This is a genomic window from Variovorax sp. V213, assembly GCF_041154455.1.
Lineage (GTDB): Bacteria > Pseudomonadota > Gammaproteobacteria > Burkholderiales > Burkholderiaceae_C > Variovorax.
Genome location: NZ_AP028664.1, coordinates 350,537 through 364,516 on the forward strand (window position 1 = coordinate 350,537; position 13,980 = coordinate 364,516).

Consider the following 13,980-nt stretch of genomic DNA (forward strand, 5'->3'; position numbering starts at 1 on the left):
TCAGGCCACGGCCTTGGTGCCGCCGAATGTGGTCTGCTTGACGAACTTCGACGTGAGGTGGTCGCCCGACGAAATGGGCGCGTACTTCGGCTGCTCGCCCGGCGCAAGGCAGCTCGGCAGGCACGCGACCATCGCGTCGTAGTTGGGCTGGTGAAAGAACACCAGCGACTGGCGCCTGTTGGTGCTCGCCACCTCGAAGGGCGGGTTGACCACGCGGTGCAGCGTGGACACCCACTGGTCGTTGGTCCACTGCATCATCAGGTCGGCAATGTTGACGACCAGGCCGCCTTCCACCTGCGGCACGTCGACCCATTGGCCCGCCTTGTTGAACACCTGCAGGCCCTTGTCGTCGGGCAGCACGATGGTGAGGCTGCCGTAGTCGCTGTGCGCACCGGCGCGCAGCTGGCCCGGCAGCGGCGCTTCGCGCTGCGGGGGATAGCTCAGCACGCGGAACATGCTGATGTGCCTGTCGATCTTGTCGTCGAAGAACAGCTCGGGCAGCGAAAGCCCAAGCGCGAAGATGCGCATCAGCGAGCGCGAGAGATCGCTCATGGCCTCGAAGTAGTTCTCGTACGCTTCGCGGAATCCGCCGATGGGCGGCCAGCTGTTGGGCTCGAAGTGCGGGCCGGCGGCGGGGCCGCGGTGGTAGTCGTCGTCCGGCACGTTCGAAGGGCCGATCGAAAACGATTCCTTCAGGTCGCCGGGGGCGGCCTCTTCCAGGCTGTAGGAAAGCCCTTCTTCGCCGACGGCGCTGTAGCCGCGCACCGCGTCCTGGCGCGGACGATCGACCTTGCGCTTCTCGGCCAGCGGCATGTCGAAGAACTGGCGCGAGAGCTGCGACACGCGCGCGATCAGCTCGGCTGGAATGCCGTGGTTCGTGATGACGAGGAAGCCGATGCTGCGGCAAGCCTCGTCGACCTTTGTCGCGACCTCGGCCTTGCCTTCGGGCGTGCCCGCAAAGTAGGGCGCGAGATCGATGATGGGTACGGACAGCAGTGTTGTCATGTGTCGGTCCTCGTGCTTGGCATGCCTTTCGCCATGCAACGTCTGTGCCAGTTGGACCAAATGGACAAAACGCATCTGCCGCGTCAGCATGGTGCGCGCGCAGAGGCTTCAAAGGCCGGCTTGGCGCAACGCGATGCACCGCGGCCTTACAGTGGTGCGCGTTGAAAGAGTCCGTAATCGATGAAGCGAGGGAAGATGCCGAAGACCAAGGCGCTGGCCGCAGCCAGCAGCACAAAAAGCCCGGCGCGCAAGCGCGCGAAACCCGTCGTGCGCAGCGCGTCCGCGGTGAGCCGCAGGCTGCGCCAGATCGAGGACAAGCGCAGCGCCATCCTCGGTGCCGCGCTGGGCCTGTTCTCGCGCTTCGGTCTGCACGGCACGTCGATCGACCAGGTGGCGGCGCGCGCCGATGTGTCCAAGAGCAATCTGCTCTACTACTTCGCGAACAAGGAGGAGCTGTACGTCAACGTGCTGCGCGACCTGCTCGAACTGTGGCTGGAGCCGCTGCGCGGATTCAGCGCCGAGCAAGACCCGGGCGAAGCCATCGGCGGCTACATCCGCCGCAAGCTCGTGATCTCGCGCGACCGGCCGGATGCGTCGCGCCTGTTCTGCCTCGAAATGATCCAGGGCGCGCCGCTCTTGCGCGACGAACTCGACCGCGAACTGCGCACGCTGGTGGAGCGCAAGTCGGAGGTCATCCGTTCATGGATCGAGGCCGGCAAACTCGCGCCGGTCGATCCGCACCACCTGGTCTTCGCGCTCTGGGCCATCACGCAGCACTATGCGGATTTCGGCGTGCAGGTGCAGGCGCTGACAGGCCATACGCTGGAAGACGCGGCCTTCTTCGAGCAGACGGTGGAGAACGTGCAGCGCATCGTGCTGCAGGGGATCATGCCGCGGTAGGACTTGCTCCCTCTCCCTCCGGGAGAGGGGAAAAGACCAGGTCAGTGCGGCGGCGTGGCGATCTCGTGATAGCGCCGGTCGAAATAGATGAGGCTCTGCGCCGCACCGCCGATGGCGATCGCCAGCGCTTCGCAGAACAGCACGTCGTGCGTGCCCGCGCTGGTGGCGCGCACCACGCGGCAGTCGAACGAGGCCGCGGCGTCGTCGAGCACCGGCGAGCCGGTGGCCTTGCGGCTCCAGCGGCCGGCGGCAAAGCGCTCGTCCATCGGCGTCTTGCCGCCGAACAGGCCCGAGAGCGCCTGGTGCCCTGCCGCGAGCACGTTCACGCAGAGCACGCCGTTGGCGGTGAACGCGGGGTACACCGAGGCCGAGCGGTTCAGGCACACCAGCAGCATCGGCGGCTCGTCGGTCACGCTGCACACGGCCGAGGCCGTGAACCCTGCACGGCCGGCCGGGCCATCGGTGGTGATGATGTTGACGGCCGCACCCAGCCGTGCCATGGCGTTGCGGTAATCGGCCTTCGGCAGCGCGTGCGGTGCGCCGCCCGGGGTGACGTTGGAAGCCATTGCGTTCAGCAGCATGAGGAGGAACTCCCGTGGGCTTCAGGCGAGAAGGCAGGCGTCGTCGAAGGCCAGCCGCGGCAGGCGGCCGAACACCTTGGCCGTATCGCCGTGCCCGAGGTTGATCAGGAAGTTGGTGGTCCAGTCGGTGCCCTCGAAAAACGCGGCATCGACCTTGGCCTTGTCGAAGCCCGACATCGGCCCGGCGTCGAGCCCCACGGCGCGTGCGGCGAGCAGCAGGTAGCCTGCCTGCAGGCTGGCGTTGCGAAAGGCGGTTTCGTGCGCGGCCTCGGGGCTGCCGGTGAACCAGCTGCGCGCGTCGGCATGCGGAAACAGCGTGGGCAGCTTGTCGTAGAACTTGCGGTCCCACGCCGCAATCACCGTGACCGGCGCCGCCATGGTCTTGTCGAGGTTGCCCTTGGAAAGCGCGGGCGCCAGGCGCTGCTTGCCTGCGGGCGTGCGAACGAACACGAAGCGCGCGGGCGAGCAGTTGGCCGAGGTCGGCCCCATGCAGGCGAGCGCGTAGATCTGCCGGATCTGCGCGTCGGTGACGGGTTCGGTGGTCCAGCCGTTGTGGCTGCGCGCTTCGGTAAAAAGAAGCGCCAGTGCGGCGTTGTCGAGGGTGGAGGTGATGGTCATGCGAGAACGCCGGGTGCGCTGACCCGGGAAAGAAAGTCGAGCAGGCTGCGGTTGAAGGCCTCGGCCTCGGTCACGCTGTGCGCATGGCCGCCATGCGGCATGAAGTGGAGCGTGACGTCGTGCAGGCCGTCGGCCAGGCGCTGCGAACAGGTCCACGGCACCAGGCCGTCGTCCATGGCGGCGGCCACCAGCGTGGGCATGGTGATGTCGCCGAGGCGCGCGTCGATATCGAAGGCGCGCAATGCGGCAATGCGCGCACGCATGTTGGCTTCGCCCGGAAAGTGCGCAAAGGCATGGTCGACCTCGTCGGCCACGCGCTGCGCGTGTTCCGCGCACCAGGCCGCGGGGTACAGGAAGATCGGCTGCGCTTCGACATACGCGCGTGGGCCGCAGGCATCGAGCAGCGCGAGCCGCGCGTCGAAGCAGCGCGCCGAATGCGGATTGGGCTTCGACCACGCATTGACGAGCACCAGGCTGGCCACGCGCGAGGGCTCGTCGAGCGCCAGCTGCAGGCCGACGAGCCCGCCCAGCGCATGGCCCACCAGGTGGCAGCGCGGCGTCGATGTGGCGTCGAGGATCCGCACCACGTCGCGCGCCATGTCGGCAATGGCGTAGCCCGCGTCCAGCGCCGCGGGGCTGCGGCCCGTTCCGCGCTGGTCGTACGCAATCACGCGATGGCCCGCTTCGACGAGCGCGCCAAGCTGCGGTTGCCAGAAGGTGGCCGAACCGCCGAGCCCCGACGACAGCAGCACCGCCTCGCCCTCGGCCGGCCCATGCACTTCGTAGTGCAGCGGCGGCATGTTCAGGCCTTGTTGCCCACGTGGGCGATCGAGGCGATCTCGACCAGCGCATCGGGCTTGACCAGGCCGCACTGGATGCAGTAGCGCGCGGGCTTGGTGCCCGGAAAGAACTCGGCGTACACCGTGTTGACCTTCGCGTAGTCGGCCCAGTCCTTGATCATGATCATGTTGAAGGTCACGTCGTCCATGGTGCCGCCGGCGGTCGCGATCACGCGCTGGATCGTCTCGAGCACGTGGCGCGTCTGCGCGGAAGCATCGCCCACGTGGACCACGTTGTTGTCCTTGTCGAAGGGCAGCGTGCCCGACACGTAGACGATGCCGTCGGCCATGGTGCCGGGCACGAACGGGGCGATCGGCGTGGTGGTTCCGGCCGGGATGATGGCTTGCTTGGGCATGGCGGTGGGCTCCTTTGAAAAAATCAGGCAATGGCCGCTTCGGCCGGGGCAGACTGGGCAACGGCTGCCGGCGCGAAGGTGCCGCAGAACTGGTCCACCGTGGAGACCCAGCCGAAGAAGGTCTCGACGTTGTAGACCGACGCTTTCTGTATGGCCGCACCGCCGAGTTCGTGCGTCGCGTCTTCGAGCATCACGGCGAAATATTCGAGGTGGAACGCATCGCGCAGGGTCGATTCGACGCACACGTTGGTCGCGATGCCAGTGAACACCAGGTGGCGGATGCCCCGCGAGCGCAGGGTGCTGTCGAGCGTGCTGTTGAAGAAGCCGCTGTAGCGCGTCTTGGGCACCACGATGTCGCCGGGCTGCGGCTTCATCTGGGCAATGAGCTCGTAGTCCCAGCCGCCCTTGGCGAGGAACTTGCCCTGCAGCTCGGGCCTGGCGCGCATGGTCTTGAGCGCGTTCGACTTGTGCCAGTTGGGCGAGCCCGGGCCGCCCGCTTCGACGTAGGCGGCGTCCCATCCGTTCTGCAGAAACACGACCAGCATGCCGGCCGCGCGCGCCGCCGCAATGGTGCGCGCGATGTTGGCGATGGTGCCCTGCGCGCCTGAAATGTCGAAGCCCGCCGAGTCGACGTAGCCGCCGATCGATGCATAGGCGTTCTGCATGTCGACGACGACGAGCGCCGAATCGGTGGCATGCAGCGCCAGCGGTTCGGGCCGCGCGGGCAGCACCAGCGGCGCGGGTGCGCCGGGCAGGCGCGGGGCACCGACGGGCGTGGTCGAGGTGAGCGTGGTGTTGCGTGCGGGCGTGGCCATGCGCGTCTCCTCTCAGGCCGCAAGGCGCTCGGGTTCGGCCTGCGAGGGCACGGGGCTGCGCACATGCGCGCGGCTTTTCATCAGCGGCTGTATGCGCTCGCCGAAGGCCTGCACGCCCTGCAGGAAATCGTCGAAAGTGAGCAGCACGCCTTCGGTGCCCGGCACCTCGGCCATTTCGTCGAGCAGGCCCGCCACGGTGGCGTAGGAGCCGACCAGCGTGCCCATGTTGATGTTCACGGCCGAGGTCGGGTCGGCCATCTGGCGCACGTTGGTGTCGGCGCCCGACTTGGTGTCGGCCGCGCCCTGCTGCCCCAGCCAGGCAATGGCCTCGTGGTCGGCCCCGGCCTTGTAGTGCTCCCACTTGGCGCGCGCGGCATCGTCGGTTTCGTCGGCGATCACCATCACCAGCACGTAGGTGGTGACGTGGCGGCCGGTCTTGCGGGTGGCCTCGATGAGCTTTTCGGCCGCGGGCGCGAAGGCCTTGGGCGTGTTCACGCCCTTGCCGAAGCAGAAGTTGTAGTCGGCGTACCTGGCGGAGAAGTCCATGCCGGCATCGCTCTGGCCCGCGCAGATCACCTTCATGTCGGCCTTCGGTTGCGGGCTCAGGCGGCAGTCGTCCATCTGGAAATGCGCGCCCTTGAAATCCGACCGGCCGGTGCCCCAAAGGTCGCGCAGCACCTGGATGTATTCGGAGAGGTACTGGTAGCGCGTGCCGAAGAACTGGTCCCCTGGCCACATGCCCATCTGCGAATACTCGGGCCGCTGCCAGCCGGTGACGAGATTGAGGCCGAAGCGGCCGTTGGAGATCGAATCGATGGTCGACGCCATGCGCGCAACGATGGCCGGCGGCATCACCAGCGAGGCGGCGGTGGCAAAGAGCTTGATCCTGGTGGTCACGGCCGCGAGCCCGGCCATGAGCGTGAACGATTCGAGGTTGTGGTCCCAGAACTCGGTCTTGCCGCCGAAGCCGCGCAGCTTGATCATCGACAGCACGAAGTCCACGCCGTAGCGCTCGGCTGTCAGCGTGATCTCCTTGTTGAGTTCGAAACTCGGCTTGTACTGCGGCGCGTTTTCGGAGAGCAGCCAGCCGTTGTTGCCAATGGGAATGAAGATGCCGACGTTCATGCAGAAGCTCCTGTTGCGAGATCGCAGAGCCCTATGCATGGCCCGTGCCAATGCAAAAAGTTGTTTGAAATCAACAGCTTGAATGTTTTCATATGTATTTGTTTGACCATTTGGTCCAAAGTGGAGCAAGCGAACCGCCGCTGTTGCGGCAGTGCGGTGCATGCCGGACCAAAGCAGTGCAGCGTCCGAGTCACGGATCGCGCGGCAGAATCACGCCATGCCCAAGACCCCACTCCGCGCCGCCGCGGCCATCGGCGGCACTGCCGATGACATCGAAGCGGCCTTCTATGAAGCGCTGCAGCGCGGCGATATCGACGCACTGATGGCCTGCTGGGCCGACGAGGACGAGGTGTTCTGCGTCCATCCGGGCGGGCCGCGGCTGGTCGGGGCCACGGCCATCCGCGCGGCTTTCGAGCAGATGTTCGGCAACGGCGCCATCCATGCGACGCCGGCGCGCGTGCGCAAGATCGAATCGCTCGCGAGCGCCGTGCACAACGTGCTCGAACGCATCGAGGTGCTCACCGCCGAAGGGCCCAAGCACGCCTTCGTGCTGGCCACCAACGTCTATCACAAGACCGTGGAAGGCTGGCGCCTGGTGGCCCACCATGCAAGCCCCGGCAGCGCGCGGGAGCCCAGCGACTCGAACGATCCACCGCAGACCCTGCACTGACCGATGCCCGCCGAAGCGCCCCCTTCACCCTCCATGAATTCGGCCATGGGCTACATGGCGCCCCGCTGGCTGCCCGGCGGCAACCTGCAGACCATCTGGCCGGCGCTGTATGCCCGCCGCTTCGACGGGGCGGCGCCCTCGTACCGCCGTGAGCGCTGGACCGCGCCCGACGGCGACTTCATCGATGTGGATTTCGTCGATGCGGCCTTGCCCGGCCCGCAGCCGCTGCTGGTGCTGTTCCACGGGCTGGAGGGCTCTTCCCGCAGCCACTACGCGGAGGCGTTCGCCGCCTTTGCGGCCGCGCGCGGGATGGCCTTCGCGGTGCCGCATTTCAGGGGCTGCAGCGGCGAGATGAACCTGGCGCCGCGCGCCTACCACTCGGGCGACTACGAAGAGATCGACTGGATCCTGCGGCGCATGCACGGCCAGCATGTGCTGCGCGGCGGCGGCCCGGTGCTGGCGGCGGGCGTCTCGCTCGGCGGCAACGCGCTGCTGCGCTGGGCCTGCGAGGCCGGCGAGACGGCCCGCGCCTCGGTCAATGCGGTGGCTTCGGTGTCTGCGCCGGTCGATCTGACGGCCGGCGGCGAGGCCATCGGCCGCGGCTTCAACCGGCTGGTCTACACGCGCATGTTCCTCTCGACCATGAAGCCCAAGGCGCTGGCCAAGCTGGCGCAGTTTCCCGGGCTGTTCGACCGCGAGCGGCTGCTTGCGGCGCGGGATCTCTATGCCTTCGACGACGTGTTCACCGCGCCGCTGCACGGCTTTCGCAACACCGACGACTACTGGGCGCGGGGTTCGTCCAAGCCGCACCTCCGTGCGATCCGCGTGCCCACGCTGGTGGTGAATGCGCTCAACGATCCGTTCATTCCGGCCAGCAGCCTGCCCGGCCCCGGCGAGGTCGGCCCGTGCGTCACGCTGTGGCAACCCGCGCACGGCGGCCACGTGGGGTTTCCGCTGGGGGTGCCGCCGGGGCACGTGCGCGGCATGCCGGAGCGGGTGGGCGGCTGGCTCAGCCAGTTTGCAGCCCCCATTCCGCGCGCGGGCGAGCACAATAGCTTTCATGGACGACATCGTTAAACAGGCGCTCGCCAAGTGGCCCAACGTGCCGCACTGCTACGGCTGGCTTGGCCTGGACGCGCGCGGCAACTGGTACATGCGCGACGACCGCACGCAGGCCCTGGGGCCCTTCCCGGCAGAGAAGGGGTCGATGCTGCGGCACGAGAAGCTGATCGACTTCATCCAGCGCAATTACGACCATGACGGGGAAGGCCAGTGGTTCTTCCAGAATGGGCCGCAGCGTGTCTACGTCGAGCTGGAGGCCGCGCCTTTCGTCTGGCGCGTTGCCGACGAGAAGGGCTTTGCCGTCACGGCCCACACGGGGCAGCCGGTCGACAGCATCACGGCGTGCCTGCTCGACGAGCAGGGCCGCCTCTACCTTGCCACGCCGCTCGGGCTCGGGCTGGTCCATACGCAGGACGTGGGCCTTGCGGCCGAAGCCGTGGAGCAGGGCCTGTGGACGCCCGAGGCGGTGCACGCGGGCGACTTGCCGCAGCGCTTCGGCCATGTGCTGAGCCCGGCGGCGCGCCGCCTTGCCGCGCTATCGAAATAGCGGTCGCCCCTTGCGGCGCCCATGAAAAAGCCGGCTCGAAGCCGGCTTTTTCATGGGCGGTGATGCGCTTACTTGCTTGCGCTGGCCGCGGGTGCGGCTGCCGAGGCAGCGCCGTTGGCGGGAGCCGCTGCCGCCGCGGGACGGTCGGGCACCGGGAACTTGGCGCCGCCGGCGTTGGCCATATAGACCACGGCACGGCCGATTTCGAGGTCTTCGAAGTCGCCACCGCCCTGGGCCGGCATGGCGCCCTTGCCATGCAGCGCATGGTCGAGCAGCGTCTCGTAGCCTTGGCCGATGCGGGGGCCCCAGGCCGCGGCGTCGTTCAGGTGGGGTGCGCCGGGAATACCGGGCGCGCCGTGGCAAGCCGCGCACTGCGCCTTGAAAACGGCGTCGCCGGCTGCGAGCGGGCGGTTGGCATCGCGGATCTCGATGGCACCGACCTTCTTGAGCCGCTCGGCCACTTCGCGGTCGCGCGCATCCTTGGAGACGCCGTAGAGCGCCATGTTGTCGCCCTGGGCGGTGCCCGCGGGCTTGGTGTCCGAAACCACATAGGCCACGAGGCCGACGATGATCAGGATGGGTACAACGAAGGAGAAAAATACCGCGAGCAGCAGTTGCCTCGGGTTCTTGATCGGGCCGGAGTGGGCGTCTTCTGTGGCCTGGTAATGCGGGTCTGCGCTCATTGGCGTCCTCAATAACGGGGGCTCGTCGGGGGGCTTTTTCGAATCAACCGGCGATTATAGAGAGGCCCTCCGCCCAAAGGACGGAAGGCCTCTCCGCGATGCTTCGATGCAACGAGCTCAGCCCAGTGCACCCGCGGAACCGGCTTTGCCGGCCCGCCGGGTGCGCCCCCCGGTGGGGGAGGGCGCCGAAGGCGCTTCGGGGGGCGTCAACCAGCCTTCGCCCAGCCGCCACCCAGTGTCTTGTAGAGCGTGACCTGGTTCTGCAGCTGCAGGAGCCGCGTGGTGACGGCCGATTGCTGCGCCGTGTAGAGCGAACGCTGCGCATCGAGCAGGTCCAGCGCGCTCGCGATGCCGTTGCGGTAGCGCATGTCGGAGAGCCGGAAGCGCACGGCCTCGGCATCGGCCTGCGCGCGCTGCGCACGCACCTGCTCGCCCAGCGTGGCGCGGCCGGCCAGGGCATCCGCCACTTCGCGGAACGCGGTCTGGATCGACTTCTCGTATTGCGCCACGGCAATTTCGCGCCCGGCCTTGGCCGAGTCGAGCGTGGCCCTGTTGCGGCCCGCGTCGAAGATCGGCAGCGTGACCGAGGGCGCGAACGACCAGGCCTTGGAGCCGCTGTCGAACAGGCCCGAGAACTCGCTGCTCGCGGTGCCGAGCGTCGTGGTCAGCGACACGCGCGGGAAGAAGTTGGCGCGCGCCGCGCCGATGTTGGCGTTGGCCGCGATCAGCTGCTGCTCGGCGGCGCGGATGTCGGGCCGCTCGGCCAGCAGGTCGGAGGGCAGGCCGGCCGGCACGTCGGGCATCGGCTTGACGCTGTCCAGCCCCTTGATGCCGCCCGCGGTGGCGTCGGCGGGAACCGGCGCGCCCAGCAGCAGGGCGAGCGCGTTCTCGTCCTGCATGCGCGTGCGCTGCTGCTGCGCATAAGAGGCGCGCGCGGTTTCGGCGAGCGAGTTGGCGGCCTGGAAGTCGAGCTCGGACGAAACGCCGTTGTCGAAGCGCATCTTGGTCAGGCGCACCGATTCTTCGCGCGTGACCAGGGTCTGGCGCGTGAGTTCGAGCAGTTCGTCGTCGGCAATCAGCGTGAGCCAGCCGGTGGCAACCGCCGCGATCAGGCTCACCTGCGCGGCCTTGCGCGATTCCTCGGTGGCCAGGTATTGCGCCAGCGCCTGGTCCTTCAGTGCGCGGATGCGGCCGAAGAAGTCGATCTCCCAGGCGGTGACGCCCAGGTTGACGCTGTACTGGGACGACACGCTGCCCACGCTGCTGTCGAAGGCCTGGTAGGGGTTGGGGCTGGAGCGCGATCCGCTGCCCGTGAGGCCGACCGCCGGGAACAGCGACGAGCGCTGGATCTGGAACTGCGCGCGCGCCTGCTCGATGTTGAGCACCGAGACCCGCAGGTCGCGGTTGTTCTCGAGCGCGGTGCGGATCAATCCATTCAGGCGCGGATCGGTAAAGAAGTCTTCCCACGGCACGGCCGCCGCGGCCTGGCCAGCCGGCTGCACCGGATCGCCCGGAAAGGTGGTCGGCACCGGCGCCGCGGGGCGCTCGTAGGTCGGAATCAGCGAGCAGCCGGCCAGCAGCATTGCCGCGGCCAGGGCTGTGGGAATCAGTTTCTTAGTCATGTGCTTTTTCCTCCGTGATGCCGGCAGCTTCTGCATGCCGCTTGTCAGCTTCATGCTGGCGTGCACTGCCCTTGAACAGGCTGCGCACCACCACGAAGAACACCGGCACGAAGATCACGGCCAGCGCCGTGCCCGTCACCATGCCGCCGAGCACACCCGTGCCGATGGCGCGCTGGCTGGCGGAGCCGGCGCCCGAGGCGAGCACCAGCGGCACCACGCCGAGGCCGAAGGCCAGCGAGGTCATGACGATTGGCCGGAACCGCAGGTGGGCCGCGGCCAGGGCCGATTCGATGATGCCCTTGCCCTGCGCCTGCAGGTCCTTCGCGAACTCGATGATCAGGATCGCGTTCTTCGCCGAGAGGCCGATGATGGTGATCAGCCCCACCTGGAAGTACACGTCGTTCGAGTAGGCGCGCAGCATCGTCGCCAGCAGCACGCCCAGCACGCCCAGCGGCACCACCAGGATCACCGACAGCGGGATCGACCAGCTCTCGTACAGCGCGGCCAGGCACAGGAACACCGCCAGGATCGCGAAGCCGTACAGCACGATGGCCTGCGAACCCGCCAGCTTTTCTTCGCGCGACTGGCCCGTCCATTCGAAGCCGAAGCCCTGCGGCAGCTGGGCGGCGAGCTTTTCCATCTCGGCCATGGCGGCGCCCGTGCTGAAGCCCGCGGCGGCGTCGCCGCTGATGCGGATCGCGGGATAGCCGTTGTAGCGCACCGTCTGCGTGGCGCCCTTGACCCACTTGGTGGTGGCAAAGGCCGACAGCGGCACCGGCTGGCCCTGCGTGTTGCTGGCGTTCAGCTTCAGCAGGTCGTCCGGCTGCATGCGCGCCGGCGCATCGGCCTGCACCACCACGCGCTGCAGGCGGCCGCGGTTCGGAAAGTCGTTGATGTAGCTCGAACCCAGGCCGGTCGACAGCGTGGCGTTGATCGCGTCGAAGGTCACGCCCAGGGCGTTCGCCTTGTCGCGGTCGATGTCGATCTGCAGCTGCGGCGCGTCTTCCAGGCCGTCGGGGCGCACCTGCGACAGGATCTTGCTCTGCCCGGCCATGCCCAGCAGCTGGTTGCGCGCATTGATGAGCGCCTCGTGGCCCGCGCCCGAGCGGTCCTGCAGGCGGAAGCTGAAGCCGCTGGCATTGCCCAGTTCAGGAATGGGCGGCGGACTCAGCGGGTAGATGAAGGCGTCGCGGATGCCCGAGAGCGCACCGAAGGCGCGGCCCGCAAGGGCGCTGGCCGAGTGGGCCGGGTCCTTGCGTTCTTCCCAGTCCTTCAGCGTCACGAAGGCAAGGCCCGCGTTCTGGCCCTGGCCCGAGAAGCTGAAGCCCATGACGCCCACCATGCTCTGCACTTCGGGCTGCTTCAGGATGAAGTTCTCGACCTGCTGCATGACCGCCAGCGATCGCTCCTGCGTGGCGCCCGGGGGCAACTGCACGTTCACGATGATGTTGCCCTGGTCTTCCGCCGGCAGGAACGAGCTTGGCAGGCGCATGTAGGTGAACACCACCGCGCCGATGATCGCCACGTAGATGATCAGGTAGCGCGCGGCGCGGCGCAGGATGCGCGCGACCAGGCCTTCATAGCCCTTGGCGGTGCGCGTGAAGCCGCGGTTGAACCAGCCGAAGAAGCCGGTCTTTTCGTGGTGGTGGCCGGCTTCTACGGGCTTGAGCAGCGTGGCGCACAGGGCAGGCGTGAGCGACAGCGCCATGAAGGCCGAGAAGGCGATCGAGGTCACCATCACCGCCGAGAACTGGCGGTAGATGTTGCCGGTCGAGCCCGCAAAGAACGCCAGCGGCACGAACACCGAGATCAGCACCACGGTCACGCCGATGATGGCGCCCGAGATCTGCTTCATGGCCTTGCGCGTGGCTTCGAGCGGCGAGAGCCCCTCTTCGCTCATGATGCGCTCGACGTTCTCGACCACCACGATGGCGTCGTCCACCACGATACCGATCACCAGCACCATGCCGAACATGGTCAGCACGTTGATCGAGAAGCCCAGCGCGAGCAGCGAAGCGAACGTGCCCAAGAGCGCAATGGGCACCACGATGGTCGGGATGATCGTGTAGCGCCAGTTCTGCAGGAACAGGAACATCACCACGAACACCAGCGCCACGGCTTCGAGCAGCGTCTTGACCACTTCGGTGATGGAGATCTGCACGAAGCGCGAGCTGTCGTACGGAATGGTCCACTTCACGCCCTGCGGGAAGAAGCGCTCGAGCTCGGTCATCTTGGCGCGGATCGCCTTGGCCGATTGAAGCGCGTTGCCATTGGGCGTGGGCTGCACGCCAATGCCGACCGCGGGCACGCCATTCAGGCGTGCCGAGGTGGCATAAGACTGCCCGCCAAGCTCGACCCGCGCCACGTCTTTCAGCCGCACGGCCGAGCCGTCGGTGTTGGCCCGCAGAATGATGTTCTTGAACTGCTCCACATTGGCGAGCTGGCCGTTCACCACCACCGTGGCCGCAATGGCCTGGCCGGGGATGTTGGGCAGGTCGCCGATGGAGCCCGAGGACACCTGGGCGTTCTGCGCGCGAATGGCGTTGTTCACGTCGGTGGCCGACAGGTTGAAGCCCTGCAGCTTGGCCGGATCGACCCAGATGCGCATGGCGTTCTCGGTGCCGAACAGCTGGGCCTGGCCCACGCCCACCACGCGCTGCAGCTCGGGCACGATGTTGCGCGCGGCATAGTCGCCGAGCGCCACCGGGGGGAAGTCCGGGTTGTCCGAAGACAGCATCGCGAACAGCAGGAAGTTGTTGCGCGCCTTGTCCACGCGCACGCCCTGCTGCGTCACGGCCGCCGGCAGGCGCGGCGTGGCGCGCGAGAGCCGGTTCTGCACATCCACCTGCGCCAGGTCGGGGTTGGTGCCGGCCTGGAAGCTGATGGTGATGGTGCCCGTGCCGTCGGCCTGGGCCACCGATTCCATATAGATGAGGCCCGGCGAGCCGTTCATCTCGCGCTCGACGACGGACAGCACGCTGTCCTCCAGAGTCTGGGCCGAGGCGCCGGGGTAGGCGACGTTGATCACGATGGCCGGTGGTGCCACCGGCGGGTACTGCGAGATCGGCAGCTGGGTGATGGCGACGCCGCCCATCACCAGGATGAACAGCGCAATCACCCAGGCGAAGATCGGTCGGTCGATAAAGAATTTGGCCAT

14 protein-coding genes are annotated in these 13,980 nt (G+C 67.6%); 4 read left to right on the forward strand and 10 right to left on the reverse strand.

Annotation, left to right across the window (positions count from 1 at the left end; all coding sequences use genetic code 11):
• On the reverse strand, positions 1-1,005 hold the full coding sequence (locus ACAM55_RS01795) for an isopenicillin N synthase family dioxygenase (protein ID WP_369654401.1): 1,005 nt from the start codon (positions 1,003-1,005) through the stop codon (positions 1-3).
• A 195-nt stretch (positions 1,006-1,200) separates the two neighbouring features.
• Here ACAM55_RS01795 and rutR point away from each other — a divergent pair, with 195 nt between their 5' ends.
• The gene (rutR, locus tag ACAM55_RS01800; RefSeq protein ID WP_369654402.1) at positions 1,201-1,905 is read left to right on the forward strand and encodes an HTH-type transcriptional regulator RutR; all 705 of its coding nucleotides are present in this window, start codon (positions 1,201-1,203) and stop codon (positions 1,903-1,905) included.
• 41 nt (positions 1,906-1,946) lie between these two features.
• On the opposite strand, the gene rutF is transcribed toward rutR, so the two are convergent.
• Genes rutF through rutA form a run of 6 tightly spaced genes read right to left on the reverse strand, consistent with a single transcriptional unit; the run spans position 1,947 to position 6,239 of the window.
• Positions 1,947-2,471, reverse strand: coding sequence for an NADH-dependent FMN reductase RutF (rutF, locus tag ACAM55_RS01805; RefSeq protein WP_369656486.1), 525 nt, complete (start codon positions 2,469-2,471; stop codon positions 1,947-1,949).
• A 36-nt stretch (positions 2,472-2,507) separates the two neighbouring features.
• On the reverse strand, positions 2,508-3,104 hold the full coding sequence (locus ACAM55_RS01810; protein ID WP_369654403.1) for a malonic semialdehyde reductase: 597 nt from the start codon (positions 3,102-3,104) through the stop codon (positions 2,508-2,510).
• Complete coding sequence (gene rutD, locus ACAM55_RS01815) at positions 3,101-3,904, reverse strand: pyrimidine utilization protein D (protein WP_369654404.1); 804 nt, start codon at positions 3,902-3,904, stop codon at positions 3,101-3,103. The genes ACAM55_RS01810 and rutD overlap by 4 nt, the downstream gene beginning before the upstream one ends.
• 2 nt (positions 3,905-3,906) lie before the next feature.
• Complete coding sequence (rutC, locus tag ACAM55_RS01820) at positions 3,907-4,299, reverse strand: pyrimidine utilization protein C (RefSeq protein WP_369654405.1); 393 nt, start codon at positions 4,297-4,299, stop codon at positions 3,907-3,909.
• A 23-nt stretch (positions 4,300-4,322) separates the two neighbouring features.
• The gene (rutB, locus tag ACAM55_RS01825) at positions 4,323-5,114 is read right to left on the reverse strand and encodes a pyrimidine utilization protein B (protein WP_369654406.1); all 792 of its coding nucleotides are present in this window, start codon (positions 5,112-5,114) and stop codon (positions 4,323-4,325) included.
• A gap of 12 nt (positions 5,115-5,126) precedes the next feature.
• Positions 5,127-6,239 carry a pyrimidine utilization protein A gene (gene rutA, locus ACAM55_RS01830; protein ID WP_369654407.1) on the reverse strand — a complete coding sequence of 371 codons (1,113 nt, stop codon included), beginning with the start codon at positions 6,237-6,239 and terminating at the stop codon, positions 5,127-5,129.
• Positions 6,240-6,456: 217 nt separating this feature from the next.
• Between rutA and ACAM55_RS01835 the strand changes: the two genes are divergently transcribed.
• The 3 genes from ACAM55_RS01835 to ACAM55_RS01845 are packed head-to-tail and all read left to right on the forward strand — an operon-like array spanning position 6,457 to position 8,518.
• Positions 6,457-6,909 (forward strand): nuclear transport factor 2 family protein, encoded by a 453-nt coding sequence (locus tag ACAM55_RS01835; RefSeq protein WP_055808054.1) that lies wholly within the window; start codon positions 6,457-6,459, stop codon positions 6,907-6,909.
• A 45-nt stretch (positions 6,910-6,954) separates the two neighbouring features.
• Positions 6,955-7,986, forward strand: coding sequence for a YheT family hydrolase (locus ACAM55_RS01840; RefSeq protein WP_369656487.1), 1,032 nt, complete (start codon positions 6,955-6,957; stop codon positions 7,984-7,986).
• Positions 7,970-8,518 (forward strand): DUF2946 family protein, encoded by a 549-nt coding sequence (locus ACAM55_RS01845; RefSeq protein WP_369654408.1) that lies wholly within the window; start codon positions 7,970-7,972, stop codon positions 8,516-8,518. Before ACAM55_RS01840 ends, ACAM55_RS01845 begins: the two co-directional genes overlap by 17 nt.
• 68 nt (positions 8,519-8,586) lie before the next feature.
• Here ACAM55_RS01845 and ACAM55_RS01850 read toward each other — a convergent pair whose 3' ends face one another.
• The 3 genes from ACAM55_RS01850 to ACAM55_RS01860 all read right to left on the reverse strand — a co-directional run bounded on the left by ACAM55_RS01850 (position 8,587) and on the right by ACAM55_RS01860 (position 13,980).
• The gene (locus tag ACAM55_RS01850; protein WP_369654409.1) at positions 8,587-9,201 is read right to left on the reverse strand and encodes a cytochrome c5 family protein; all 615 of its coding nucleotides are present in this window, start codon (positions 9,199-9,201) and stop codon (positions 8,587-8,589) included.
• 206 nt (positions 9,202-9,407) lie between these two features.
• Entirely contained in the window at positions 9,408-10,823 is a 1,416-nt protein-coding gene (locus tag ACAM55_RS01855) for an efflux transporter outer membrane subunit (protein WP_369654410.1), read from the reverse strand.
• Positions 10,816-13,980, reverse strand: coding sequence for an efflux RND transporter permease subunit (locus tag ACAM55_RS01860; protein WP_369654411.1), 3,165 nt, complete (start codon positions 13,978-13,980; stop codon positions 10,816-10,818). Before ACAM55_RS01860 ends, ACAM55_RS01855 begins: the two co-directional genes overlap by 8 nt.

Excerpts from the sequence above, each read along its gene's own strand:
- rutB (WP_369654406.1), bottom strand. The coding sequence starts at position 5,114 with ATGGCCACGCCCGCACGCAACACCACGCTCACCTCGACCACGCCCGTC.
- ACAM55_RS01860 (WP_369654411.1), bottom strand. The coding sequence starts at position 13,980 with ATGGCCAAATTCTTTATCGACCGACCGATCTTCGCCTGGGTGATTGCG.
- ACAM55_RS01845 (WP_369654408.1), top strand. The coding sequence starts at position 7,970 with ATGGACGACATCGTTAAACAGGCGCTCGCCAAGTGGCCCAACGTGCCG.
- ACAM55_RS01835 (WP_055808054.1), top strand. The coding sequence starts at position 6,457 with ATGCCCAAGACCCCACTCCGCGCCGCCGCGGCCATCGGCGGCACTGCC.
- ACAM55_RS01795 (WP_369654401.1), bottom strand. The coding sequence starts at position 1,005 with ATGACAACACTGCTGTCCGTACCCATCATCGATCTCGCGCCCTACTTT.
- rutD (WP_369654404.1), bottom strand. The coding sequence starts at position 3,904 with ATGCCGCCGCTGCACTACGAAGTGCATGGGCCGGCCGAGGGCGAGGCG.
- ACAM55_RS01810 (WP_369654403.1), bottom strand. The coding sequence starts at position 3,104 with ATGACCATCACCTCCACCCTCGACAACGCCGCACTGGCGCTTCTTTTT.
- rutC (WP_369654405.1), bottom strand. The coding sequence starts at position 4,299 with ATGCCCAAGCAAGCCATCATCCCGGCCGGAACCACCACGCCGATCGCC.
- rutR (WP_369654402.1), top strand. The coding sequence starts at position 1,201 with ATGCCGAAGACCAAGGCGCTGGCCGCAGCCAGCAGCACAAAAAGCCCG.
- ACAM55_RS01840 (WP_369656487.1), top strand. The coding sequence starts at position 6,955 with ATGGGCTACATGGCGCCCCGCTGGCTGCCCGGCGGCAACCTGCAGACC.
- rutF (WP_369656486.1), bottom strand. The coding sequence starts at position 2,471 with ATGGCTTCCAACGTCACCCCGGGCGGCGCACCGCACGCGCTGCCGAAG.
- ACAM55_RS01850 (WP_369654409.1), bottom strand. The coding sequence starts at position 9,201 with ATGAGCGCAGACCCGCATTACCAGGCCACAGAAGACGCCCACTCCGGC.
- rutA (WP_369654407.1), bottom strand. The coding sequence starts at position 6,239 with ATGAACGTCGGCATCTTCATTCCCATTGGCAACAACGGCTGGCTGCTC.
- ACAM55_RS01855 (WP_369654410.1), bottom strand. The coding sequence starts at position 10,823 with ATGACTAAGAAACTGATTCCCACAGCCCTGGCCGCGGCAATGCTGCTG.